The organism is Streptomyces sp. MB09-01 (assembly GCF_033794505.1).
Taxonomy (GTDB): Bacteria; Actinomycetota; Actinomycetes; order Streptomycetales; family Streptomycetaceae; genus Streptomyces.
This window is the reverse complement of sequence record NZ_JARAYQ010000123.1, coordinates 1-23679: the sequence shown is the minus strand read 5'-3', so window position 1 is coordinate 23679 and position 23679 is coordinate 1. Positions and strand designations below refer to the sequence as shown.

Below are 23679 nucleotides of genomic sequence, written 5' to 3'. Positions count from 1 at the left end.
GTGGGGCACTGATCCACGGGGGTGGGGGCACTGATGCACAAGGGCGTGGCACAGATCTCCACGCGTGCGGCACGGATCGGTGCCCGTGACACCGATCGGTGTCAGTGGGGTGGAGCGTCCGTGAAGAAGGGCTCCTGGGGCTGGTCAGGCAGGGTTACCGCTACGTAAATTACCCGCGGTAACGCTCGTGCCGAGCCAAGGAGAGTGCGCCATGGGAGCCGAGCTGAAGCCGGTCAGGCCCGCCCGTCCCGCCAGCCCCGTCCGTCCCGTCGAACCCGTCAAAACCGTGGTGGACGGGGTGGTGCGCGAGGTACGGGTCCCCGCGCTCGTGGGCCTGCCGCAGCGGGGATCCCTCGGAGACATCCCCTTCGACAACGCCCGCGAGGCCCCGCGCGAAGCGGTGCTCGCCCGCAAGGAGCGGGACGGGTCCTGGCGCGACGTCACCGCCGCCGAGTTCGCGGCCGAGGTGCTCGCCGTCGCCAAGGGCCTGATCGCCGAGGGGCTGCGCGAGGGCGACCGGCTGGCCATCATGGCCCGCACGACCTACGAGTGGACCCTGCTCGACTTCGCCGGATGGGCGGCGGGCCTGGTCACCGTGCCGATCTACCCCACATCCTCCGCCCTCCAGGCCCGCTGGATCATCCAGGACTCCGGAGCCGTGGCCTGCGCCGTCGAGGACACGGCGCAGGCCCGGCTCATCAGCAACGAGCGGGCCCACCTGCCCTGGCTGGCGCACCTGTGGGAATTCGACACCGGAGCCGTGGCCCGGCTGATCAAGGCCGGGGAGCGCATCCCCGAGGCGCTGGTGCACGCCCGCCGGGACGCCCGTACCCCGGACGCCGTCGCCACCCTCATCTACACCTCCGGCACCACCGGGCAGCCCAAGGGATGCGTGATCACCCACGCCAACTTCTTCGCGCAGGTGGACAACGCGGTGGAGCTGCTGCACCCCGTCTTCAAGTCCGTCAGCAAGGACCCGGCCTCCACCCTCCTCTTCCTCCCGCTCAGCCACGTCTTCGGGCGGATGGTGGCCGTCGGCTGCATGCGGGCCCGCGTCAAGCTCGGGCACGCGCCCAGCATCAGTACCGAGGACCTGCTCGCCGACCTCGCCGGCTTCCGGCCGACCTTCCTCCTGGCCATCCCGTACGTACTTGAGAAGGTCTACAACACCGCCCGGGCCACCGCCGAGAGCATGGGCCGGGCCTCCTCCTTCGACCGGGCCGCCCGCGTCGCGCAGCGCCTCGGCGAGCTGGCGAAGGGCAAGGCCCCCGGGCTCCTGCTGCGCGCCGGCCGCGCCCTGTACGACCCGCTCGTCTACCGGCGGATCCGGGCCGCACTCGGCGGCCGCGTCCGCTACATCCTGAGCGGCGGATCACCGCTGGGCCGGCGGCTCGCCGCTTTCTACACCGGCGCCGGCATCGAGGTCTTCGAGGGCTACGGACTGACGGAGACCACCGGCGCGAGCACCGTGACCCCGCCGCAGCACCCCCGGCTCGGCACGGTGGGCTGGCCGCTTCCGGGCACGGCCGTACGGATCGCGGACGACGGGGAGGTGCTGCTGGGAGGCGGGCACGTCTTCGCCGGCTACTGGAACAGCGGGCACGCCCTCCCGTACGGGAGCTGGCTGGCCACCGGCGACATCGGGGAGCTCGACGCCGACGGGTACCTCACCATCACCGGCCGCAAGAAGGACCTGATCATCACCTCCGGCGGCAAGAACGTGGCCCCCGCACCCCTGGAGGACGGGCTGCGGGCCCACCCGCTGGTCGGCCAGTGCATGGTGGTCGGCGACAACCGGCCCTACATCACCGCGCTGATCACCCTGGAGCCCGACGGGCTGCAGCACTGGCGCCAGATGCACAAGAAGCAGGGCGTGCCGATGCGCGAGCTGGTGCGGGACGAGGAGCTGCTGGCGGACCTCCAGCGGGCGGTCGACGACGCGAACCGGCTGGTGTCGAGGGCCGAGTCGATCCGCCGCTTCGCCGTCCTGCCCGGCGATTTCACCGAGGCGCGCGGCCACCTGACCCCGTCGATGAAACTCAAGCGGGGCGCGGTCGCCCGCGACTACGCGGACCGGATCGACGAGCTGTACCGGGGTCCCCGGGACGCCTAGTACGGGGCCTGGACGGGGACCCGGCCGCGCTGCTGCCGCCCGGGACGGGCTCCTGCCCCGCCGGGGAGCGATCCCCCCGAGGGGGCGCGCCGGATCAGCAGTTGGCGTGCGTGGAGCGGCCGGCGAAGCGGTCCGCCAGCCAGTTCCCGGCCGCCAGGGAGTGCGTGATGACCCCGCTGACGTGCTCACCGACCCAGACGGTGTCGAATTCGAGGTTCGCGCCGCGCGCGCACCAGTCGGCGCGCAGCCGGCGGCCCACCCCGTACGGGATCAGCTCGTCGGCGAGCGCGTGGTACTGGTAGACCGGCGCGGCCGGGGCGGTCCGCCCGAGCCTGCTCTGGTTCAGCCGGGCCCGCCAGTCCGGCTGGGCGAGCGGGTCGCGCGTGGTCAGGTCGGAGATCCGCTTGAAGGAGCCGGCGATCGCGTCGATCGCCACGCAGTTCTCCTTCATCCCGGAGACCAGCAGCCGGCCCGCCGGGTTGAGGTAGGAGTCCAGCTCCAGCTCGGGGAAGGCCGCGTCCTGTCCGGCGGCCGCCATGAAGATGAGCCCGGAGCCGTAGGAACCGTTGTTGAAGTCGGCCACCTCCAGCAGGTCGCCGGGGACACCGCCGGTCGCCGTGCCCTTCACCTGGAGCTCCGGGGCGTACGAGCCCTGCAGTTCGGCGGCCCAGCTGCTGGCCTGGCCGCCCTGGGAGTAGCCCATGATGCCGACCGGGCCGGTCGCCGACAGGCCCGTGCCGGGCAGCCGCTGGGCGGCGCGTACCGCGTCGAGGACGGCGTGCCCGGCGGAGGGGCCGACCGTGTAGGTGTGGACGCCCGGCGTGCCGAGGCCCTCGTAGTCGGTGACCACCACGGCCCAGCCGCGGAGGGTGAGCTGCTGGATGAGGTTGGCTTCCATGGCGGTGCCGTGGGGGAGGTTGTTGCTGGGCGCACAGGAGTCGCCGAGGCCGACCGTGCCGACGGCGTAGGTGATCAGCGGGCGCGGACCGGTACGGCCGTCCTGCGGGACGATGACGGTGCCGGAGACGATGTTCGGGGCGCCGTCGGCGGTGGTCGAGCGGTAGTGGATCTTCCAGGCCTTGGTGTCGGTGGGCTGGCCGGGCAGCGGGTGGAAGGCGGACGGGGCGCTGCCGACGATGTCGCCGGGGGCGCCTGCGGGGCCGGTGGGGGCGGAGGCGGTGGCGGCGCCCGCGGTGGGGACCGCGGCCGGTACGGCCGAGACGGCCAGGGCGGCCACGGCGGCGAGGGCGGTGCTGCGGAAACGCATGGGGGGCTCCCAGAGGCTCGTTCCGTGCGGGGATCGGTGAGGTGAAGGTAGTGACCGACCGGTAGGAAGGTCGCTGACCGCGCAGCTCACCTTTCCTGGCCCCGACACGCACAGGGCCGAGGCCGCCCCGGGAGCACCGTGAGGGTGGTCCCGGGGCGGCCTCGGCCGTTTCCCCGTCCGGGGTGCCGTATCAGGCGGCGCGCGCCCTGCGGCTGCCGTACGGAGTCCGCCCGGCGGACTCGGGCCCGCTGCGGGCGGGCCTCATGGGGATGAGCGTGCCGGTGGAGGGGGTGGTGGGGGCGGCGCCGATGGCGCTGGTGGCCACGCGTATGGCTCCCACGGCGATGGCGGCCTTGAGGAAAGCGATGCGGTGGATGCTGGTCATGCGGTTCTCCTTCACGCTGCGGGGTGCGGGCCCTGGTCGGCCGGAGTGCGGAGGCCGGCCCTCGTGCCTCCATTGCGCCCCGGCGGCGGCGACCCGTCACGCCACTCGATCTCGGGGCTTGACAGCGGGCCCGGGGCAGGGCGGAGGGGCCCCCCGACCCGTCTTCCCGACCTTTGCTAACGTCAACATCGATCAGCTCTTGACGACATGCTCGGGGGAGGAGTCATCGTGAACGCTGGGCCCCATGTGGGGAGTTCGACAGGGGCAGGCGGCGCCGCGGCAGATCTCACGGTGGACGGCGGCAAACTCAAAACGCTTGCCGCCGATCTCGACACGATGCAGGAAGTGCTGAAGAAGCAGCTCCTGCGGATGGACGAGATCGTCGACCGCATCGAAGCGCGATGGCGCGGGCCGGCCTCGGAGGTGTACCGGGCCAGGCACCGTGCGGCGGCGGAGGACGCCGTGCACATCAGGGAAACCATGAAGCTGCTGGCCAAGGCGGTCCGCCTCAGCAAGGACGGGTTCACCGCGCAGGAGCTCGAAACGCTGGACGCGTTCCGGCGCGTCCAGTCCTCCGCGGACGTCCAGGCGGAGACCGACGCCCTGTCCACGCCCAACACCGCGCCCGCGGCGCAGCCCGCGCCGCGCAGCCGCATCGCCGACCTGTGACCGGATCGAACGAGGGGGATTCATGCCGTCCGGCGACGACCACATAACAGCGGACTTCGCGACGCTCCAGGGCTTGGCCGGGGATCTCGAGGAGATCCTCAAGACGCTCAACGAGCAGCTGGAACTTCTCTACGGGCGCGTCGAGAAGGTCGTCCTGACCTGGGACGGCGAGGCCCGCCAGACCTTCGTCGACCAGCTCGACAAATGGGACCGCTCCGCACAGGACCTGGAGGCCACCCAGGCCTGGCTGCACGACATCGTCGTGAACGGACACGTCACCTACGCCGCCGCGCACCGGGCCGTGCTGCGCGGCTGGGGGGCCGCCTGATGGCCGGACCGCCCCCGCCCTCCCCGTCGGCGAACGGTGGATTCGACGTCCAGCCGGTGCACGTCCACCATGCGGCCGACCTGGTGAAGGAGGCCCAGTTCGCGCACGCTGAGCGGGCGTTCGTGCTCGTGGACGTCCTGAACAAGTACAACCAGTCCGCTGGCGCCGGCCGGGGCGCCGACGCGTTCGCGGAGGCCTACCAGGAAGTGACCGCGAAGTTCCTCGAAGCGTGGGGCCGCAGCGTGGTCAGCGCCGGCGGAGCCGCCGTCGGCCTGAACCACACCGCCAACAGCTACGTCCTGGCGGACTGGGAGGCGAGCGGCCGCAAGGGCGCGCAGCCGGCCCGGCAGCCGGAGCCGGTGGTCATCAACAAGCCCCCGCGCTACGGACCCGTCAACCCCGTCAAATGGACGGGCACCGGCGAGGACGTCGACTCGTGGTGGATCTCCGGCGTCATCGGTGAGTTCCCCGACTTCCTCGCGGACGTCATCCGGCCCGCCATCGAGGACGGCCTCCGCCTCGGCAAGGTCCACGAGATCACCCCGGGCATCAGGGACGACGAGGTCCGGGACATGGCCAAGGCGTGGAAGAAGCTCGGTTCCGAGGCCGTGAAGGCCTCGGACGAGTTCAACACCGCCATCGCCGGGATCACCAACCCGAAGGACAAGGGCGAGTGGCAGGCCGCCATGCGGACCTTCGGCCAGACGATCTGGGGCACCACCGCGTGGGGCCGGCAGATGGACGCGCAGGGGAACCGGAGTCAGACGGGCCGCCAGTGGCGGACCACCAAGGACCAGCCGCCGTCCGGGCGGCGCCCCATCGTCGACGTCCTGAAGGAGACGGCGGAGAAGGTCGCCGAGATCCTGGAACACGTCTCCGACATCGGTGAGAAGACCAGGAAGTTCACCAGCCAGGCCGGCATCAACGCGGCCAAGGCCACGGCCTCGGAACTCACCGACCTGAGTTTCACGAACCTGACCAAGCTGGCGGTCGGCGGCATCGTCGGCCGGATCGTGTTGTCCTTCCGGTCCCACATGGACAAGTCGGGGTGCGACGCGGTCGTCGAGACCTACCACACGGAGTTCACCGAGGCGGCGGGCAAGCTCAAGGCCCTCGTCCACGAGCTCGACTTCTCGATCACGAGCGCCCCGACCTACCAGGCGGAGATCGCCCGCGCCCACAGCTTCGGCGGCCGCGCGCTCAACGAGTTCAAGAAGGAACACAGCTGGCAGCTCGCCGGGGAGAGCCAGATCCCGTACATGTACTCGCTGGACCTGGCGACGAACGAGGGACTGAACGGCGCCCACACCATCGACAAGCACGTCGGCAAGACGGACGAACAGCTCTACCAGCGGATCAAGGACGAGCAGCGCGCGAACGGAAAGTACGACATCGAAACCGCCTCGTCCTTCACGGATCTGGACTCGGCGCAGAAATACACTCAGTACAACATCCGGAAGAACACTCCGATGATCGAGGACTGGCTCAAGAACCCGCCGCCCTCGGACAAGACCCTCGTCGTCGACGTCCCCTCGGTCCCGACCCAGGGCCCCCTCACCGCTCCCCCGGTAACCGGACATACGGTGCAGGTGGTGGACGACAAGGTGACGCCCGCCAAGGACGCCCACGGTGTGACCACCCGTCTCAAGTACGACCCCGACCTCAACCCGCCGTTCGTCGTCTTCACGTCGGCACCCAAGTAGGTGGAGCGAATGATGGAAGCGACACGACTCGACGCGGAGGCGTGGTCGGACGCGCTCAAGCTGTACGAGCGGCTCGCCACGTTCGTCGCCGTCGCCCCGCGCGAACACGACGAGTGGTGGCTCGACGTGGGGGCGATCATGCGGCTCGAGACCCGGGACCCGCGGGGCTGGGAGTCCGTCGACCCCTACGAGGACGAGGACGAGCGCCGAGAGGACCCGCTCTTCCCGTGGCTGGAGACACCCTCCACCGCCGCGGACGCGGAACGCTACCGGGGGCGGGCGAAAGAAGTCCCCCGAGCCTCCGCGCGGTCGCTGGTCGTGCTGCTCGGAGTGCTCGGTCTCGACGTCTCCAGGACGTGGAACTGGGAGGAACGCCGGCCGGAGATGGAGCGCCGGGCCGATGTGATCATGTCGCGCTTTCCCGGCGGCACCCGCTTCCACACCAACCTCGGCTGGAAGGGTGAACGTCCCGACTTCTACGAACAGGGCGTCCGGTCCTACGACTCCTTCAGCCACTACGACTGCGACGCCGGACTGATCGCCGTGAACGACGACGAAGTCGCCGTGTTCTGGAACTTCCTGTCCACCTGACCACTCCGCCGAACCGGGAAGACCACGTGCTCACCAGATCCGCCACATTCCCCGACCGGGAAACCGCCCAGTGGGCCGCCCAGCAGGTCGTCACCCGCAACGAGCAGGCCATCCACCGCTGGCTCGCCCAGGGCACCCGCCCCCGGCTCACCATCGAAGCCGCCTGGCCCTCGCGCGAGGAGCCGGTCGGCCGCGTGCTGATCCAGGCCATGGTGCTCGCCGGGCGCGGGGCCGTGGACGTGCGGGCCGCGCGGGTGGTGCTCCGGCGGGAGCCGACGAGTCCGCTCGGCTTCGTCGTGCACGGCAACTTCCCCGTCTACCTGTAGAGGCACAGGCCCATGTCCATGAAGCCCCTCGAGTTCGACCGCCACTACGGCGAGCTCGACCAGGTGATCAGCGCGTACGCCGGCCTCGCCGCGGACGACACCCCCGAGCTGCCCGGCCGGGCACTCACCGCCTACCTGCGCCATACCTGGCACACCCGCCCCTGGGCCCTGGCTGTCGCCGAGCAGCAGCTGCGCACCTACGCCCGGAACCCGCCCGGCCGGCTGCGGCTGCGCCTCGGAGAGTTCTACCCGGTCCCGGACATCGGGCTGCCCGAGGCCGAGATCCAGCAGTGGCTGCTGGTGCTCGCCGACCACGTCAAGCAGAGCATCGAGGAGGGCCGGGTCCCGCCCCCGGCGGCGCTGCCCGAGACGCACTGGGAGTGGCACGCCCGCTTCCCGGAACTCGGGCAGTTCCTCGGCGGCTGGTTCTCGCAGGACATGCCCTCGGAGTTCGACGACCACGAAGCCGCCGTCGGCGACTACGCGGACTCGGCCGACCCGACCCTCGTGGCGCGCCTCGTCGGCGAGGTGCGCGCACTGCTCGCCCTCGGCCTGGAGGAGGTCGACTACGCGGTCGGCATCGCCGAGCTCGGCATGGAGGTCGACCTGCCGGCCCCCTACGCGCCGAGCGCCTGGCTGGCCGTCGTGGCCGAACAGCTGGCCCGCTTCCGCCCCGACTACGGCCAGGGGGGCCAAGGGGTCCCGGGGGCACCTTCCGGATCCGGGCGGCCCGGTCCGGGAGAGCCGGCCCAGCCGCCCGACGCGATCCGGTAGGCGCCCGGCGTCGTGCCCGTCCAGCGGCGGAAGGCCCGGTGGAAGGCCGTGTCCTCCGAGAAGCCCAGCCGGGCCGCCAGCTCGGCGATCGGCTCCCCGCTCTCCGCGAGCCCCGCGATCGCCGCGTCCCGCCGCACGTGGTCCTTCAGCTGCTGGAAGGAGGTCCCCTCCTGCCGGAGCCGGCGCCGCAGCGTCGCCGGGGACACCGCGAGCCGCGCCGCCACCTCCCCGAGCGCGGGCAGCCGCGGCGACGTGCGCAGCCGCTGCGTCAGGGTCCGGCGTACCTGCTCGGCGACCGTGGTGCCGTACTCCGGGCGCGACAGCAGGTCGAAGGGGGCGCGCCGGAGCATTGCGTCGAGGGCGGGTTCGTCCCGTACGAGCGGCGCGGTCAGCCAGTGCGCGTCGAAGGCGGCTCCCGTGCGGTCCGCCCCGAAGCGGACCGGGCAGTCGAAGAGGATCTCGTACTCCTCCTCGTGCGGCGGCGGGGGATAGGCGAAGGCGGTGTACGCGAGCGGGATGCGGCGCCCCACCAGCCAGCTGCTCAGCCGGTGCCAGATCGCGAGCACGCACTCGGTGAGGAAGCGGTCCTCGTCGCGGGCGAAGTCGTTGCGCACGGTGAACCGGGCCTCGCCGCCCACCACTTCGAGCGCGAGCTCCGGCCCGCCGGGGAACAGTCCGTAGAAGGCGGCCGCCCGCTCCGTCGCCGCGCCCAGGTCACGGCAGCCGAGCGAGGCGTGACACATCATCGCGAAGGTGCCGGGGCGGCTCGGGACCGGGCTCAGCGCGAGGAACTCGTCCTGCGTGGTCCGGTACAGCGCCCGGAACAGCCGGGCGAACTGCGCGGGCGTGATCCGCGCCCGGTCGTCGCCCAGCAGCAGTGGTGGGATCTGCGCCTCCTGGAGCAGCGGCACGGTGTCGATGCCGCTGCCGCGCGCCCCCGCGAGCAGGGCGCGCACATGGTGCACGGTGATCGTCCGCCTCCCCATGCCTTCGACGGTAGCCCGCCGCGGCGCGGGGCGATACGGACGTGCGCGGACCGGTGAGCGCTCGGGTCCGCCCTGATCGAAGCGGCGGTGGCCGAAGCCAACGCCACGCTCTCCCGCCCGGCCCGCATCCGCGCCTTCCACATCCTCCCGGAGGACTTCACGACGGCCGCGGGCACCCTGACCCCGACCCTGAAACTCCGCCGCGCGGCGGTGGCGGAGCGGTACGCGGAGGTGATCGAGGAGTTGTACGGGGGGTGAGGGAGGCGGGGGGAACCGGTGCTGGGCGAGGCGGCGTCCACCCATGCACAAGATCGACAGCGGATCACGGGGAGTTCGGTATGACCGGCACGGCCACGCGGTACCTCTATCTCGCCCGCCACGGCGAGGCCCTGCCCGACGAGAGCGGGCTGACGCAGGACGGCCGGCGGCAGGCCGCACTGCTCGGCCACCGCCTCCGGGGCGTTCCCCTCGCCGCTGTTCATCACGGCCCGCTGCCCCGGGCCGAGCAGACCGCACGCTTGATCGGCGACCAGCTGGAGCACGTTCCCCTGCACTGCTCGGAAGCGGCCGGCGACTACGTTCCCCACATGCCGCAGAGGGAGGAACTCCCGGCGGAATCGGCGGACTTCTACCTCCGCTTCCTCGAAGGCGCCTCCGCCGAGGAGCGGGAGCACGGACCCGCGCTGGTCCGCCAGGCGATGGACCTCTTCACCGGTCCGGTGGAGGGCGAAGAGGACCGCCACGAGCTGGTCGTCACCCACAACTTCCTCGTCGCCTGGCTCGTCCGCGAGGCCATGCACGCACCGAAGTGGCGCTGGCTCGGCATCAACCACGGCAACGCCTCCCTGACGGTCATCCGGTACGTACCCGGCCGGCCCGCCTCCGTCCTCGTCTCCAACGACATGCGGCACCTGCCCGCCGAACTCCGCTGGACCGGCTTCCCGCCCGAGCTGCACGTCTGAGTCCGCCCGAAACGCCTGGATCCCGCCCCCGACGCCCCGCCGCACCCACCTCCCACCCGCGTTACGCCCCGCCCCCCGCGGGTATCTGCCCTCCGCGGGAGAGGGGAGGGGGCGTCGTGCGAGCTGCTGCCGTGCGGAGACTGGGGCAGGGGGCGGCCGGGGCCGGCGTGGTCGTGACGCTCGCGGTGGCCGGGTGGCTGGTGTGGCTGCTGCCCGGGCCGCAGATGGCGGCGGTGTTCGGCTTCGGGTCCGTGGACGGGGTCGTCTCGATCCACAGGTGCTACGAGGCCACCGACGCCGAGGGCTATGCGACCGGTACCGACTGCACGGGTTCGTACACCCCCCGGCGGTCCGGGGAGCCGGAGCGCGAGATCGTGCTGGCCACGGCCGCAGACGCGTACCGGTTCGGTACCGACGTCGAGGTCAGGACGGCGCGGGGACGGGCCTACGAGCTCTCGGGGAGCGCCGTATTCAACCTCGGCACCGCCACCGGCCTGCTCCTCGTGCCGTTCCTGACGCTGGCGTCCTGGCTGTTCTCCTGCGCGCGCCACGGCAGGGTCGAGGACGGCGAGCTCTACTTCCTCGCGGCCCTGGCCGGTCTGCTGGCCGCCATCGTGCTGGGGGCGGCGGCCGGCACGGTGGTCGGGATCGGCACGTTCATCTTCTGACGGCCGGGGCCCCGGGGCCGCCGGCGCCACCGTCTTCGCCACCGCCCTGCGCCGGGTCCAGGTCGTCGAGGATCCGCCGGAACGGCCTGCGCAGGACCCCGGCGACCGCACTGGAGTCGGCGCGGGCGTAGGCGGCGAGTGCGGTGCGGGCCGTGGTCAGGCCGGGCAGGCCGTCGTGGCCGCCGCCGGCGGCGAGGGAGTCCCCGATGGCCGCCGCCGTGGCGACGCCGAGCGCCGGCAGGTGCCCGCGGGCGCGGGCGAGGTTGTCGCCGGCCGCCGCGGGTCCGGTGGCGAGGGCCACGATGGCGATCACCACGCCCGCCACGACCCCCAGCACCCGCTGCACCGAGGCCCCCAGCGCCGTGAACGGGTCCCCGCGCAGGGCGACGAGCGGAACGACCGCTGCGAACACCGGGGGCTGGTCGGCGCCCAGCCACAGGGCGACCTGCCATGCGGCCACGACGGTGACCACGATGCGCGCCGCGGCGCGCCCGTCGGTACGCAGGACGACCTGCGCCCCGGCCGCACGGGCCCGCAGGCCGGCGCCGGCGGGGCGGTTCATCCGTACAGCGTGCAGCGGTCGGCCGGCCCCCCGCCCCCTTGGGCCGGAGGCGGTATGTCGTGCCCTGCCCGTCCGCCGCTCGGATCCTGCGGAGCACTCCGGTGAACTGAAGCGTTTCTTCCTGGTTCGGTCGGGGGAGGGGGCGGTTGTCGAACGGTTCGCGCGCCCGGGGGATCGACAGGGGTGTACGGGGACGCTCGGCTCCGTGGTGATCATTCCGAGAAGACAGGGGATCTTCTTGTTACCCGTGGTCCTTTCCGCGATGTTGTCCGTGATGGTGGTACCGCCCGCGTCCGCCGCCGGCGGCGCGATGTACGAACTGCCCCTCCTGCCAGGCCACACCAACAGTGCGGTCCAGGTGATGAACGACGCCGGGGACGTCGTCGGGCTCTCGCTGGACGCGAACAGGGACGGCTACCTCGTGCGGTGGGGAGCCGACGGCACCCTCACCCCCCTGCAGGCCGTCGACGACGGGTCGGGCGGCGAGGCGGTCAAGGTCGTCGACGACGGCACCGTGGCCGGCTTCACCGACACACCGGACGGAGTACGGCACGCCGCCCGATGGTCCGCGTCGGGCGTCCTCACCCGGCTGGAGGAACCGGCGGGTTACGTCAACGGCGAAGCCCGTGACATCAACAACGCCCACGTCGCCGTCGGACACCTCGCGACCGACACGGCGACCACACGCCCCGTGCGCTGGGGCGCCGACGGCCGCGCGACCGAACTGCGCCTGCTCCCGAGGGCGGAGGGCGGCGCGGCCACCGCGATCAACGAGCGCGGAGAGATCACCGGTTACGTGTCCCTGCCGGGAGACCAGGCCCGCGCCGTACGGTGGGACGCCGCGGGTCGCGTCCACGACCTCGGCTCGCTCGGGGGCCCGTACGTCGAGCCGTCCGCGATCAACGAGCGCGGCACCGTGATCGGTCGGGCGACGGACGCGAACGGGACGTGGAAGGCCGTCCGCGCCCCGCACGGGAAGAAGCTCAAGGCCCTGCCGTCCCAGGACCCGGGCGCGCGAGCAGTGAGCGTCAACAACTCCGACGTCGTGGTCGCGAACGTCAAGGACCGCTCCCTGCGCTGGAGCGGAACCGGCACCACCGTCACCGAACTCGGACTGCTGCGGGGCAGCGGCCGCACCTTCGTCCGGGGCATCAACGATGCGGGAACCAGCATCGGCAACTCCGACGAGCGCGCCGTGACGTGGGACGCGCAGGGCAAGGTCACCGCGCTGCCGACTCCTGGTGGCCTCGACAAGGCCGACCCGGTCGCCATCAACGCGGCCGGGACCGTCGCGGGCAACCTGGCCGGCTCCAGCGGCTGGCCGGTCCAGTGGCGGGCCGTGGTCTGGCGGTAGCCGTCGTCGGTCCCGCCTGCCGGACCTACTCCGGCAGGCGGGCCGCGGTGACCCCGTCCAGGAACGCGGTCCAGCTGGCGGGGGCCACCGAGAGGCGGGGGCCGGCCGTCACCTTGGAGTCGCGGACGTGGATGGTGGCGGGGCAGGCGGCGACCTCGACGCACTGGCCGCCCTCGCCGCTGCTGTAGCTGCTCTTGAACCAGGCCAGGTCTGCGGTGTTCATAGGTCTCCCAGCGTCTTCTCGATCAGGTCCAGGGACTCGCTGGGCCTGAGCGCCTCAGCCCGGCGTCACCCATAGCCCGGCACGGCCCTCGGCAGGTTCGGGACGTGCACCCACACGCCCTGGGCCGTCGCGGTCGTGGCCGACAGGGCCAGAGCGGGGCCAGGGCGGCGACGGCGAGCCGTCGCCGGCCCCGATGCCCGGTCCGGCCGGGCGGCGATGCGTCTTGGTCACTTCGCGCTATGCGCCTCAGGGGGCACCCCTCGTGGCATGCCTCGGCACGCTCTGCCGCGGCGGGAGGCGGGGCATTCGCGCCATTACGTAGGGTCATATGGCGTCGCGCGCCGTGAGGGCCATCCGCCTCAGCGCCCCGCGGCCTGGCCGCGGGCCGCCGGCCGGTAGGTGCACACGTGGACGCCCGCCGGGCTGATGGCCGTGGAGGTCAGTTCGAGGGTGTGCAGTCCGCCGTCGGCCGGGAAGATCGACTTGCCGCCGCCGAGGAGCACCGGCATGACCATGAGCCGGAGTTCGTCGACCAGGCCCTCGCTCAGCAGGGTGCGTACGAGGGTGGCGCTGCCCATGACCACCAGGTCGCCGCCGTCGCCCGTCTGCAGCTCGCGGATGCGGGCCACGGCCTCGTCGCCCGCGATGCGCGTGGTGTTGTTCCACGTCAGCTCGTCCTCGCCCAGGGTCGTGGACACGACGTACTTCGGGATCGCGTTCATCCGGTCCGCGAACGGGTCGCCGGCGCGCTCGGGCCACGCCGCGGCCATCGTCTGCCAGGTGCGGCGCCCGAACATCAGCGCCCCGGCGTTCTTCAGCGCGTCGTCGAAGGCGCCGCCCACCACCTTCTCGTCGAAGAACGGGTGCGACCAGCCGCCGTGGGCGAAGCCGCCGTCGTTGTCCTCGCCCTGGCCGCCGGGTGCCTGTACGACTCCGTCGAGGCTGATGAACTCGGTGATGACGATGCGCATGGGGTCGTTCCTCTTCCTGGGGCCGTCCGGTGTGCACGCGGTCGGTGCGTACGTAGGAGAGACTGCCGGGCCCGCCGGAATTCATCGCGCCCCCACGCGCTCGCGGTAGTGATGTGGGTCACATCACCACATGCCGGGGCGCCGCCCATCGGGGCAATCCGGGCGGGGAGTTGGGGTCTCTGTGCGTTCGGTCGTGAGAGCGTGGTGAAGCCGAGACGAATGGTGCGTCACATCTGCCGGGCGGACGGCGAGTCGGGTTCTAATACCTGATAGACAGTGGATATTCACGGCTGGACCAGCCGTACGCCTCTGACGGCTCCTGGGGGGATCGCCGCACTGTGAAGCCGCTTCACCGTCACCTCGTCAACACCTCGCGCAAGGTCCTGTGCACGGCCGCTCTCGCGGCCAGCCTGACCACCGCCGCGGTCGTGACCAATCCGTCGACCGCCGACGCGGGGGAGTCCGAGCCGACTCCGGACAGCCCGCAGGCCGCCGACCGCGGTGACGCCCGGCTGGACCTGCCCGACATCGTCGCCGACCCGCCGCCCGCCGGCGCGGGCGCGCAGGAGGGGGCCAGCGGGATACCCGCGACCGCCCTCGACGCCTATCACCGCGCCGAACTCTCGGTGGCGGCCGCACTCCCCGGCTGCAAGCTGCCCTGGCAACTGCTCGCGGGCATCGGCCGGGTCGAGTCCGTCCACGCCTCCGGCTACGGGCTCAAGGCCGACGGCTACACCGAGAAGCCGATCCGCGGCCCCCGCCTCGACGGCAACGGCTTCGCCGAGATCCGGGACACCGACAAGGGCGAGTGGGACGCGGACACGGCGTACGACCGCGCCGTCGGCCCGATGCAGTTCATCCCGTCCACCTGGGCCACCTGGGGCGCCGACGGCAACGGCGACGCCAAGCGCGACCCGAACAACATCTACGACGCGGCGCTGGGCGCGGGGCTCTACCTGTGCGCGGGCGACCGGGACCTGTCGAACCAGGCCAAGCTCGACGCGGCGATCCTCAGCTACAACAACTCCCGCGAGTACGTGAACACCGTGCTCGGCTACATGCGGCAGTACCAGAACGGCGGCGCCGCCGAGGTTCCGAACCCGCCGGCCGGGAACTACCCGCCCCAGCAGCCGGGCACCACGCTGCCCACTCCGGCGCAGAGCCCGATCACGCCGACCCCGACGCCCAAGCCGACTCCGAAGCCGACGCCGACCCCCACCCCGACGCCCACGCCGACCCCGACGCCGACTCCGACCCCGGAGAAGCCGGCCCCGCACCTGCAGGACCTGACCCTGCTCGACGGGCCCGGGCTGACGGCCGAGGCCGGCGCGGCCTTCACCGTGATCCCGAAGGTCAAGCTGGTCCTGAGCGACGGCAAGCCCGCCGCCGACCGCGAGGTGATCTTCGCGGTCGAGGAGGACACCACGGGCGGCACGCTCTTCGGGGCGGAGAAGTCCCTGGTGATCAAGACGGGCGCCGACGGCATCGCCGCCGCGCCCGGCCTGAAGGCGGGTGCCAAGGCGGGCACCTTCAAGCTGCGCGCCTCCGCCTACGACACCACGACCAAGCTCACGGTGAACTTCGAGGGCCGCGTCACGGTGACGGTCGCCGACAAGCTGGCCCGCCCGGAGGGCTCGAAGCCGCTGGAGACGGTCGCCGGTACGAGCCTCACGGGCGTGCAGGTCCTCGCCACGGCCGCCGGCAAGGCCGTCGCGGGTACGGAGGCCGTCGCCGACCTGGTCGTGAAGGACGCGGACGGCAAGTGGGTCCCGGTGGACCCGGCGACCGCGAAGGGTCCGTACTTCAAGGACGAGGACGGCAAGAAGCTCTTCGGCCGGGTACTGCCCAAGACGGGCGCCGACGGCAAGATCGTCCTGCCGGAGCTGTTCACCACGGACGTGCCCCCGGGCACGTACTCCCTGCGTCTGACCACCAAGGAGAACGTGACCCTGATCCTGGACATCAAGATCACGGCCCCCACCCCGGCCTGACGCGATCTCGTACGTCAGTGGCCCCCGGCACCGTCCCACGGTGCCGGGGGCCACTGACGTACCCCGCCCCCCCCGGGAGGGGAAAGGCAGGAGCCCTGCCGCTCTGCTGGCGCAGAGGTGACAGGGCTCCTTGGGTACTGCTTTTCCAACCCGCGATGAGGTTGGCCCAGGCGACTAGGCCGGGGTGACGTTCTCCGCCTGCGGGCCCTTCGGACCCTGCGTGACGTCGAAGTTCACCATCTGGTTCTCCTCGAGGGAGCGGAAGCCAGAGGCGTTGATCGCGGAGTAGTGGACGAAGACATCCGGGCCGCCGCCGTCCTGGGCGATGAAGCCGAAGCCCTTTTCAGCGTTGAACCACTTCACGGTTCCGGTAGCCATGAGCCCTCCTATGGGCCAAAGGGTCGCCCTGCTCCAGAACCTGCTAAGAAGTCTGAAAACTACAAAAGCCTGCGGGTCACATTCTCCGCAGGCCTCGTACTGCAAGGGAAACCAAACTGCAACTTGCGTCGAGCCTAGCACGCACCCTGCGGCGGAGACCAGAGGGAAAGATCACGTCACCCGGACGTTTGAGACCCGCCCGAAGGCTGACGCGGACACGGGGACTAGTCTCGCGATGTGGACGTCTACCGCAGCCGGCCCCGCGTCGGCCACATTCAGTTCCTGAACTGCCTTCCCCTCTACTGGGGCCTGGCCAGAACCGGCACGCTGCTGGACCTGGAGCTGACCAAGGACTCCCCCGAGAAACTCAGTGAGCGCCTCGTCCAGGGGGACCTGGACATGGGCCCGATCACCCTCGTGGAGTTCCTCCGCAACGCCGACCAGCTCGTCGCCTTCCCCGACATCGCGGTCGGCTGCGACGGTCCCGTGATGTCCTGCGTGATCGTCTCGCAGGTGCCCCTGGAGCAGCTCGACGGCGCCCGCGTCGCCCTCGGCTCCACCTCTCGTACGTCCGTACGACTCGCTCAGCTGCTGCTTTCCGAGCAGTACGGGGTACGGCCCGACTACTACACCTGCCCGCCCGACCTGAGCGTGATGATGCAGGAGGCGGACGCGGCCGTACTGATCGGCGACGCCGCGCTGCGCGCCTCCCTCCACGACGCACCCCGGCTCGGGCTGACCGTGCACGACCTGGGGCACATGTGGAAGGAGTGGACCGGACTGCCGTTCGTCTTCGCCGTCTGGGCCGCCCGCAAGGACTACCTCGCCCGTGAGCCCGGTGTCGTGCGCGAGGTCCACGAGGCATTCCTCGCCTCCCGCGACGTCTCCCTGGAGGAGGTCGCCAAGGTCGCCGAGCAGGCGGCCCGCTGGGAGGCCTTCGACGCGGACCTGCTGGAGCGGTACTTCACGACGCTCGACTTCCGCTTCGGGCCCGATCAGCTGGCCGGCGTACGGGAATTCGCACGCCGTACGGGACCCACGACGGGGTATGCCGCGGATGTCGCCGTGGAGCTGCTGAGCTCGGTGGTCCAGGAGTGCTGACCGGGTTTACGCGGTAGCCCATGGGGTCGGGCCCATTGGGTCGGGCCCATTGGGTCGGGCGGGCGAATGCGAAGTTTCCCGGGAATTCACGCCTTTTTGCATTTCTGATCTCGGAAGGGAAATGCAAAAGGGTGACAGGGCCCCGCCCCCGCGCCCGCACGGCCTAGGCTGCTGCTCGAACGGCTGGGCGCAAGGTGCCCGGGACCACGGGGAATTGGGGGACGCGATGCAGGCGCTCGAAGCCGGTGAGCCGCGGACCATCGGCGCGTACCGGCTGCTCGGCCGGCTCGGCGCGGGTGGCATGGGCCGGGTCTACCTGGGGCGCAGTGCGGGCGGCCGGACCGTCGCCGTCAAGATCGTGCACCCGCATTTCGCCGCCGACGAGGAGTTCCGGGCCCGGTTCCGCCGCGAGGTGGAGGCGGCCCGGCGGGTGGGCGGCGAGTGGACCGCTCCGGTGCTGGACGCGGATCCGGAGGCTCCGGTGCCGTGGGTGGCCACCGGGTACGTGGCCGGCCCCTCCCTGGACAGGGCGCTGACCGCGCACGGGCCGCTCCCGGAGAACTCAGTACGGGCCATCGGCGCGGGTCTGGCCCGCGCCCTGGTGGCCGTGCACGGGCTGGGCCTCGTACACCGTGACGTGAAGCCGTCGAACGTGATGCTCACCCTCGACGGGCCGCGGCTGATCGACTTCGGGATCGCGCGGGCCACGGACGGCACCGCCTCGCTCACCTCCACCGGGGTCTCCGTCGGCTCGCCCGGCTACATGTCTCCCGAGCAGATCCTCGGCAAGGGCATCACCGGGGCCGCCGACGTGTTCTCGCTCGGCGCGGTCCTGGCCTTCGCGGCGACCGGGCAGCCGCCCTTCACCGGCGACAACTCGGCCACCCTCCTCTACAAGGTGGTGCACGAGCCGCCCGAGCTCGGCGCGCTGCCGGCCGGCGAGCTGCGCGAGCTGATCGCGGCCTGCCTGGCCAAGTCGGCCGCCGACCGGCCCTCCCCGGAAGCGGTCGCGGCGGCCCTCGGCGGGGCGTTGGGCGCCCCCGGCTGGCTTCCCGCTCCCCTGGTGGAGCAGGCCAGCCGGGCCGCGGTGGCACTGCTGGACCTCGACGCCGGGCCCGCCCAGGAGATCCCCTCGGGCCCGGTCCCGTTCACGACCCCGTCGTACGGGGACCGGGCGCCGGCCGGCTTCGGCGCGCCGGACCCCTCGTACGGGAGCCAGGGCTCGGGCGGCTCCCCGTACTCCGTTCCGGCCGCGGGCCCGTACGGCAGTCCCACCGAAACCGCCGGCAGCGGCACGGGTGGTGGCGCGGGCCCCGGCGCCGGCGCGGTGCCGCAGCCGCGGACCGCGCCCGAGGGGCGGCAGATGAGCGTGACGGCCGCCGGCCGCCGGTTCAGCTGCACCCTCGTGCTGGCGGCCGCGGCCGCCCTGGCGCTGCTGTCCGGCGGGCTGTTCTGGATGGACCTGCTCCCCGGCAAGGGTGAGAAGACCCGGGACGAGGCCGGTGACACGCGCCCCGCCGCGTCGGCTCCGGCCGCGTCGGAGGCCACCCCGAGCACCGGCCCCAGCGGGAGCGCGGCGCCCGGGGGCACCCGTACCGATGTCCCCAAGGAGCTCATCGGGACGTGGAAGGGCACGGTCACCACCGCCCGCCTCGGCGTCTCCACCGAGTTCGAGATCACCATCAAGAGCGGAAGGGTCGGCGAGGTCGTCGCCCGGGACAAGTCGGTCCTGGCGCTCCTCGGCACCGACTGCAGCGGTGACTGGAAGCTCTCCTCCGCCACCGACCGCTCGCTCGTCCTGGACACCTCGGGCGGTACCAACCCGGCTCCCGGCGTCTGCTCCAACGGCTCCGCCGACGAACGCTTCACCCTCAACGCCAACGGGACCCTCCACTACAAGTCGGGCGACGCCCCGGCCGGGAACCCCGAGGGCGACCTGACCCGAAGCCCGTGACGGGACGCCCGAAGCCCTGGCGTAGGCTGGATCGGTCCGGACCTTGACACAGACACACCGCCGAAAGGTGACTCACCGGTGACCGACCAGGCCGTTCTCCAGTCTGTCCTCGACCGCGCCGCAGCGGGGGGCCGGATCACCAAGGAAGAGGCGCTCGACCTCTACCGCCACGCGCCGCTGCACGCGCTCGGCCAGGCGGCCGACGCGGTGCGCCGCCGTCGCTACGCCGGTACCGAGCACATCGCGACGTACATCATCGAGCGCAACATCAACTACACGAACGTGTGCGTCACGGCGTGCAAGTTCTGTGCCTTCTACGCGGCCCCCAAGGACGCGAAGAAGGGCTGGTCCCGCGACCTCGACGACATCCTGCGCCGCTGCGCGGAGACCGTGGAGCTCGGCGGCACGCAGATCATGTTCCAGGGCGGGCACCACCCGGACTACGGCGTCGAGTACTACGAGCACCACTTCTCCGCCATCAAGAAGGACTTCCCGCAGCTGGTCATCCACTCCCTCGGCGCGTCCGAGGTCGAGCACATGGCCCGCATCTCGGGCGTCTCGGCGGAGGAGGCCATCCAGCGCATCCACGCGGCAGGCCTCGACTCCTTCGCGGGCGCCGGCGCCGAACTGCTGCCGGAGCGGCCGCGCAAGGCGATCGCCCCGCTCAAGGAGTCCGGCGAGCGCTGGCTGGAGATCATGGAGATCGCCCACAAGCTGGGCGTGGAGTCCACCTCCACCATGCTGATGGGCACCGGCGAGACCAACGCCGAGCGCATCGAGCACATCGCGATGATCCGGGACACGCAGGACCGTACGGGCGGCTTCCGCGCCTTCATCCCGTACACCTACCAGCCCGAGAACAACCACCTCAAGGGCCGCACCCAGGCGACGATCTTCGAGTACCTGCGCATGATCGCGATCGCGCGCCTGTTCCTCGACAACATCGCCCACATCCAGGGCTCCTGGCTGACCGTCGGCAAGGAGGCGGGCCAGCTCTCGCTGCACTACGGCGCCGACGACCTCGGCTCGATCATGCTGGAGGAGAACGTCGTCTCCTCGGCCGGTGCCAAGCACCGCTCCAACCGCCAGGAGATCATCGACCTGATCCGCAAGGCGGGCCGCACCCCGGCGCAGCGCGCGACGACCTACGAGCACCTGCTGGTGCACGACGACCCGGCGAACGACCCGGTCGACGACCGCGTGGTCTCGCACATCTCCTCCACCGCCATCGAAGGCGGCACGGCGCACCCCGAACTGAAGCTCATCTCCACGAACTGACGCGTCCGACACGATGCTGACGCTTCACACCGCCGAACTCCTCGTCCCCGGCCCGGGTTCCGCACCGCTGCCCGGCGGTGCGGTCCTCGTCGAGGGCGACCGGATCGCCCGCGTGGGGCCGTACGAGGATCTCGCTGCGGCCCTTCCGCACGCGCGCACCCGCCGCTGGCCCGGGGTGCTCACCCCGGGGCTGCAGGTGCGCGGGGCGGACGAGCTGCTGGAGCGGACGTACTACCCGGACGACCCGTACGAGGTCCCCGAGCTCGGCGCCGACCCGATCAGCGGCGAGGCCGCGCTGGACGCGCTGAAGATGACCGAGGCGCGGTGGGGCAACAGCGCCCGGCGCGGCACGCAGAAGCTCCTCGCGCGCGGGGTGGTCGCGGTGTGCGGCCGCTTCACGATCGCGTCGGTGCGCACGGCGGTGACCCGCTCGGGGCTCCTGATCCTGCCGCCGGCCGCCTACGAGGGGAAGCCGGCCCTCGATCCCCTCGCCGGCCGGGACGCGGCCCAGGAGGCCTTCCACGGGCTCCTGGAGCCCGGCGCCGCGGCCCGCTTCGCGGTCTTCGCGGTGGCGGACGAGGCCGAACTGCTGGCCGAGGGCGCGACCACCTGCGTGGCCACGGTCATCGGCGGGCGACTGCTGCACCGCCGTCGCTGAGGGAGCCGTCCCCGGCGCGCCGGGTGTCCTCGCGGGCGAGGGCCGCCAGCAGACAGGCCTGCAGGCGGCTGATCCCGCCGAGCTTGGCCCGTATGTTCACGACGTGGAACTTGACCGTGCTGACGGACAGTTGGAGCTCCACGGCGAGTTCCCGGTTGGAGGCCCCGGTGGCCAGGCACAGGAACACGGCCGACTCCTGCTCGGTCAGCAGCACCTCGGCGGACTGCGCGTCGGCGGGCAGGGCCTCGCCCGTCGTCTGCGGCCCGGCCGGTTCCCCGTACGACTCGTACGAGGGGAACCACGAGGGGACGCTGAAGCTGACGACGCGCACCGATTCCACTCCCCCCGAACCGTCCTCCTGCGGACGGCTCTCCCCCTAAGGGACGCGTGGACCGGACAGGTAGGTTCCATTCGCGTCGTACGGCCATGCATTGGCCTTGCAGCCGTTCAGGCCCTTGATCTGCTGCATCATCGCGGGCGCGGGCTTGCCGGGGGCCGGGCAGCTCTCGTGCTCGCGGCCTATCTCGTGCCCGACCTCGTGGTTCACGATCAGCGCTCGGTACTCCTCCACCGGCCCGTTGAACTGCGGCGAACCCTCCTGCCAGCGCTTGAGGTTGACCACGACGGTGTGGCCGGCGCGGCAGTTGGTCTCGCCGATGAGTTCGGGGGTGACCACGTCGCACAGCCGGTCGGTGGTCGTGGGCGTTGCGATCTTGACGGTGAAGTCCACCGGCTGACCCGCTCCGACGAGCTGGAAGCCGTACGCCGGGTCCCGGGTCCAGCCGCGCGGATCCGAGAGGATCGCCTCGACCGAGCGGGCGGCCGCCTCCGGGTCGACCCCGCTGCCCTCCTCGACCTCGATCCGCCAGCGCAGCGCGGGACCCTTGCCCTTCGCTGCGCCGGCGGTGGTGGAGCCGGTGAACACGCCGGGCCGGGCGGGCGTCGCGGCGCCCGAAGGCGTGCCCGACGGCTTCTGGGAGGGCGCGGCGGAGGACGGGGACGGCGAAGGGGACTGCTGGCCGCCGTTGGGGACCGGGTTCCCCGCGCCGTCGGCGGACTCCCCGTCCTGCGGCTCGGGCTGGACCGCGGCCCGACCCCCGGCTGCCGTGGCGCTCTCGTCCTGGGGGACCAGCGCGTACGCGGTCGCCGAGACCGCGACGAGCGCGGCCGAACCGAGGAGGATGGTGCGCCGCAGCCGCTTGCGCCGCTCGGCCCGGCGCCTGGCGCGCGGGCCGTTGCGGCGGGAGCGACCGGTGGAATGGCCTGCCGGCATCGTGAAGCCCTTTGCTCGTGGCGGCCGCCACGGATCCGGCCGCTGATCAGCCCCATGATCCATTGGGTGACCTTCACCGGGCCGCACCGCCCCCCAGTCAACGTGCCCCGGACCCCGGGCGGAACTGTCCTTCGGACCAGTTTCCACCACCCGGCCGGGGGCTCAGCCGGTGCCCGTGAGCTGGGCGGCCAGCCGGAGCCGGTCCTCCATCTGCTTCTTCGCCAGGTCGAGGGTCTCGGCGTTCTTCTCGATCACCCGCTTCTGGTACGCGGTCTGGACCGTGTGCCAGACGCCCACCAGGTTGGTGCGCTCCTTGCAGGCGACATCGTGCTGTGCCGCGGCGATCGCCTGCGGCGAGCCCGGGGCCGACTGGAACCCGAGGTCCTCCTGCGGAGACACCGGGTCGTCGGTCTTGTAGCCCTTCTCGGCCATGCAGGCCGACCACTCGGCGGTGACCTTGCGGACCCTGCTGTCCTCGCCGGCCCTCAGGTAGGAGTCGGTCGCCATGTTCTGCGGGAGCATGATGTCCACCGCGTCCTTGGTCGGGGCGTAGAGCTTGAGGTAGCTCTCGCGCCGGCACCCGCCGGCCGGCACCTTCTGCCCGTCGACGGTGATCGCGCCCTGGCCGGTCTGCTCGGCCTCCTCCTGGCTCATCGGCACAGGCTTGGAGGGGTCGACTTCCTTCTCACCGTGCAGGAACAGCGACTCATTGGGGCCGAGCTGCGTCGCGGGGGCGGGCCGCTCGCCGCCTCCGGAGGCGAGGTCGGGGTTGCTGTAGCCGTAGCGGGCGGCCTGATCTGCATCCGTGATCCCGTAGAGCCGGGCCCGGTCGTTCAGGACCCTGTCGCCGCCCTGGCCCGTGTAGCGGAACCCGTACCGCTTCATGCACTGGTCCACCAACGTGTTCTGAGCTCGCGTCAGCAAGGTGACCCGCTCGCCGCGCAGGATGTACGCATCGAGCGGAAGCGTGAGCTCGGCCGAGTTCAGGATCCGCGGAGCGGCTCCCGCCTCGGGCTCGCGGCCGTCGTCGTCGGCGCCGGAACCGGTCGAGGAGCACCCGGTCAGGGTGAGCGCGGTCAGCAACCCGGAGGTGGCGAGGAGGCGGGGGAGTCCTCTACAACACATCATCAGACCCACGAGACAGTAAGAAAATACGTATGCCGC

Annotated in this window: 26 protein-coding genes; 16 read left to right on the top strand and 10 right to left on the bottom strand. The window is 71.9% G+C overall.

Annotated elements, in window-relative coordinates; genetic code table 11:
* The first annotated feature begins 211 nt into the window (after positions 1-211).
* Positions 212-2113 (top strand): long-chain fatty acid--CoA ligase, encoded by a 1902-nt coding sequence (locus tag PV721_RS24410; protein WP_319727735.1) that lies wholly within the window; start codon positions 212-214, stop codon positions 2111-2113.
* Between the two features lie 94 nt (positions 2114-2207).
* Here PV721_RS24410 and PV721_RS24405 read toward each other — a convergent pair whose 3' ends face one another.
* Positions 2208-3380: a lipase family protein gene (locus PV721_RS24405; RefSeq protein WP_319727733.1), complete on the bottom strand. Its 1173-nt coding sequence runs from the start codon at positions 3378-3380 to the stop codon at positions 2208-2210.
* A 190-nt stretch (positions 3381-3570) separates the two neighbouring features.
* Positions 3571-3765 carry a hypothetical protein gene (locus PV721_RS24400; RefSeq protein WP_319727732.1) on the bottom strand — a complete coding sequence of 65 codons (195 nt, stop codon included), beginning with the start codon at positions 3763-3765 and terminating at the stop codon, positions 3571-3573.
* A gap of 207 nt (positions 3766-3972) precedes the next feature.
* Between PV721_RS24400 and PV721_RS24395 the strand changes: the two genes are divergently transcribed.
* The 6 genes from PV721_RS24395 to PV721_RS24370 are packed head-to-tail and all read left to right on the top strand — an operon-like array spanning position 3973 to position 8156.
* Positions 3973-4434: a WXG100 family type VII secretion target gene (locus PV721_RS24395; protein ID WP_416371169.1), complete on the top strand. Its 462-nt coding sequence runs from the start codon at positions 3973-3975 to the stop codon at positions 4432-4434.
* A gap of 22 nt (positions 4435-4456) precedes the next feature.
* Positions 4457-4762: a WXG100 family type VII secretion target gene (locus PV721_RS24390; RefSeq protein WP_319727730.1), complete on the top strand. Its 306-nt coding sequence runs from the start codon at positions 4457-4459 to the stop codon at positions 4760-4762.
* Positions 4762-6465, top strand: coding sequence for an RNase A-like domain-containing protein (locus tag PV721_RS24385; RefSeq protein ID WP_319727729.1), 1704 nt, complete (start codon positions 4762-4764; stop codon positions 6463-6465). The genes PV721_RS24390 and PV721_RS24385 overlap by 1 nt, the downstream gene beginning before the upstream one ends.
* Before the next feature lie 9 nt (positions 6466-6474).
* Entirely contained in the window at positions 6475-7056 is a 582-nt protein-coding gene (locus PV721_RS24380; protein WP_319727726.1) for a hypothetical protein, read from the top strand.
* Positions 7057-7082: 26 nt separating this feature from the next.
* Positions 7083-7382 (top strand): RNase A-like domain-containing protein, encoded by a 300-nt coding sequence (locus tag PV721_RS24375; protein WP_319727724.1) that lies wholly within the window; start codon positions 7083-7085, stop codon positions 7380-7382.
* Between the two features lie 12 nt (positions 7383-7394).
* Entirely contained in the window at positions 7395-8156 is a 762-nt protein-coding gene (locus PV721_RS24370; RefSeq protein WP_319727723.1) for a contact-dependent growth inhibition system immunity protein, read from the top strand.
* On the opposite strand, the gene PV721_RS24365 is transcribed toward PV721_RS24370, so the two are convergent.
* Positions 8060-9142 (bottom strand): AraC family transcriptional regulator, encoded by a 1083-nt coding sequence (locus PV721_RS24365; RefSeq protein WP_319727721.1) that lies wholly within the window; start codon positions 9140-9142, stop codon positions 8060-8062. The genes PV721_RS24370 and PV721_RS24365 overlap by 97 nt on opposite strands.
* 87 nt (positions 9143-9229) lie before the next feature.
* On the opposite strand from PV721_RS24365, the gene PV721_RS24360 reads away from it, so the two are divergent.
* The 3 genes from PV721_RS24360 (at position 9230) to PV721_RS24350 (ending at position 10772) form a co-directional block, all read left to right on the top strand.
* Positions 9230-9400, top strand: a complete 171-nt coding sequence (locus PV721_RS24360; RefSeq protein ID WP_319727720.1) for a hypothetical protein — start codon at positions 9230-9232, stop codon at positions 9398-9400.
* A gap of 80 nt (positions 9401-9480) precedes the next feature.
* Complete coding sequence (locus PV721_RS24355; protein WP_319727718.1) at positions 9481-10104, top strand: histidine phosphatase family protein; 624 nt, start codon at positions 9481-9483, stop codon at positions 10102-10104.
* 116 nt (positions 10105-10220) lie between these two features.
* Positions 10221-10772 (top strand): hypothetical protein, encoded by a 552-nt coding sequence (locus tag PV721_RS24350; RefSeq protein ID WP_319727716.1) that lies wholly within the window; start codon positions 10221-10223, stop codon positions 10770-10772.
* Here the strand turns inward: PV721_RS24350 and PV721_RS24345 are convergent.
* A complete protein-coding gene (locus tag PV721_RS24345) occupies positions 10762-11334 on the bottom strand; it encodes a hypothetical protein (RefSeq protein WP_319727713.1) in 573 nt (190 codons plus the stop codon). The two genes, PV721_RS24350 and PV721_RS24345, sit on opposite strands and share 11 nt — an antisense overlap.
* Before the next feature lie 274 nt (positions 11335-11608).
* On the opposite strand from PV721_RS24345, the gene PV721_RS24340 reads away from it, so the two are divergent.
* The gene (locus tag PV721_RS24340) at positions 11609-12688 is read left to right on the top strand and encodes a hypothetical protein (protein ID WP_319727711.1); all 1080 of its coding nucleotides are present in this window, start codon (positions 11609-11611) and stop codon (positions 12686-12688) included.
* Positions 12689-12713: 25 nt separating this feature from the next.
* Here PV721_RS24340 and PV721_RS24335 read toward each other — a convergent pair whose 3' ends face one another.
* Positions 12714-12911, bottom strand: coding sequence for a DUF397 domain-containing protein (locus PV721_RS24335; RefSeq protein WP_319727710.1), 198 nt, complete (start codon positions 12909-12911; stop codon positions 12714-12716).
* A gap of 359 nt (positions 12912-13270) precedes the next feature.
* Entirely contained in the window at positions 13271-13882 is a 612-nt protein-coding gene (locus tag PV721_RS24330) for a dihydrofolate reductase family protein (RefSeq protein WP_319727709.1), read from the bottom strand.
* Positions 13883-14220: 338 nt separating this feature from the next.
* Between PV721_RS24330 and PV721_RS24325 the strand changes: the two genes are divergently transcribed.
* Complete coding sequence (locus tag PV721_RS24325; RefSeq protein WP_319727708.1) at positions 14221-15873, top strand: hypothetical protein; 1653 nt, start codon at positions 14221-14223, stop codon at positions 15871-15873.
* Positions 15874-16047: 174 nt separating this feature from the next.
* On the opposite strand, the gene PV721_RS24320 is transcribed toward PV721_RS24325, so the two are convergent.
* Entirely contained in the window at positions 16048-16251 is a 204-nt protein-coding gene (locus PV721_RS24320) for a cold-shock protein (protein ID WP_030162033.1), read from the bottom strand.
* Positions 16252-16488: 237 nt separating this feature from the next.
* Between PV721_RS24320 and PV721_RS24315 the strand changes: the two genes are divergently transcribed.
* The 4 genes from PV721_RS24315 to PV721_RS24300 all read left to right on the top strand — a co-directional run bounded on the left by PV721_RS24315 (position 16489) and on the right by PV721_RS24300 (position 21242).
* Complete coding sequence (locus tag PV721_RS24315) at positions 16489-17352, top strand: menaquinone biosynthetic enzyme MqnA/MqnD family protein (RefSeq protein ID WP_319727705.1); 864 nt, start codon at positions 16489-16491, stop codon at positions 17350-17352.
* A 226-nt stretch (positions 17353-17578) separates the two neighbouring features.
* Positions 17579-19306: a serine/threonine-protein kinase gene (locus tag PV721_RS24310; protein WP_319727738.1), complete on the top strand. Its 1728-nt coding sequence runs from the start codon at positions 17579-17581 to the stop codon at positions 19304-19306.
* 78 nt (positions 19307-19384) lie between these two features.
* Positions 19385-20584, top strand: coding sequence for a cyclic dehypoxanthinyl futalosine synthase (gene mqnC, locus PV721_RS24305; RefSeq protein WP_319727704.1), 1200 nt, complete (start codon positions 19385-19387; stop codon positions 20582-20584).
* Positions 20585-20597: 13 nt separating this feature from the next.
* Positions 20598-21242, top strand: a complete 645-nt coding sequence (locus PV721_RS24300; protein WP_319727702.1) for an imidazolonepropionase-like domain-containing protein — start codon at positions 20598-20600, stop codon at positions 21240-21242.
* Here PV721_RS24300 and PV721_RS24295 read toward each other — a convergent pair.
* From PV721_RS24295 to PV721_RS24285, 3 genes are all read right to left on the bottom strand, one after another.
* Positions 21208-21573 carry a helix-turn-helix transcriptional regulator gene (locus PV721_RS24295; protein ID WP_319727699.1) on the bottom strand — a complete coding sequence of 122 codons (366 nt, stop codon included), beginning with the start codon at positions 21571-21573 and terminating at the stop codon, positions 21208-21210. The genes PV721_RS24300 and PV721_RS24295 overlap by 35 nt on opposite strands.
* 45 nt (positions 21574-21618) lie before the next feature.
* Positions 21619-22515 carry a DUF3152 domain-containing protein gene (locus PV721_RS24290; protein WP_319727697.1) on the bottom strand — a complete coding sequence of 299 codons (897 nt, stop codon included), beginning with the start codon at positions 22513-22515 and terminating at the stop codon, positions 21619-21621.
* A 162-nt stretch (positions 22516-22677) separates the two neighbouring features.
* On the bottom strand, positions 22678-23652 hold the full coding sequence (locus PV721_RS24285; protein WP_319727695.1) for a hypothetical protein: 975 nt from the start codon (positions 23650-23652) through the stop codon (positions 22678-22680).
* Positions 23653-23679: the final 27 nt, after the last annotated feature.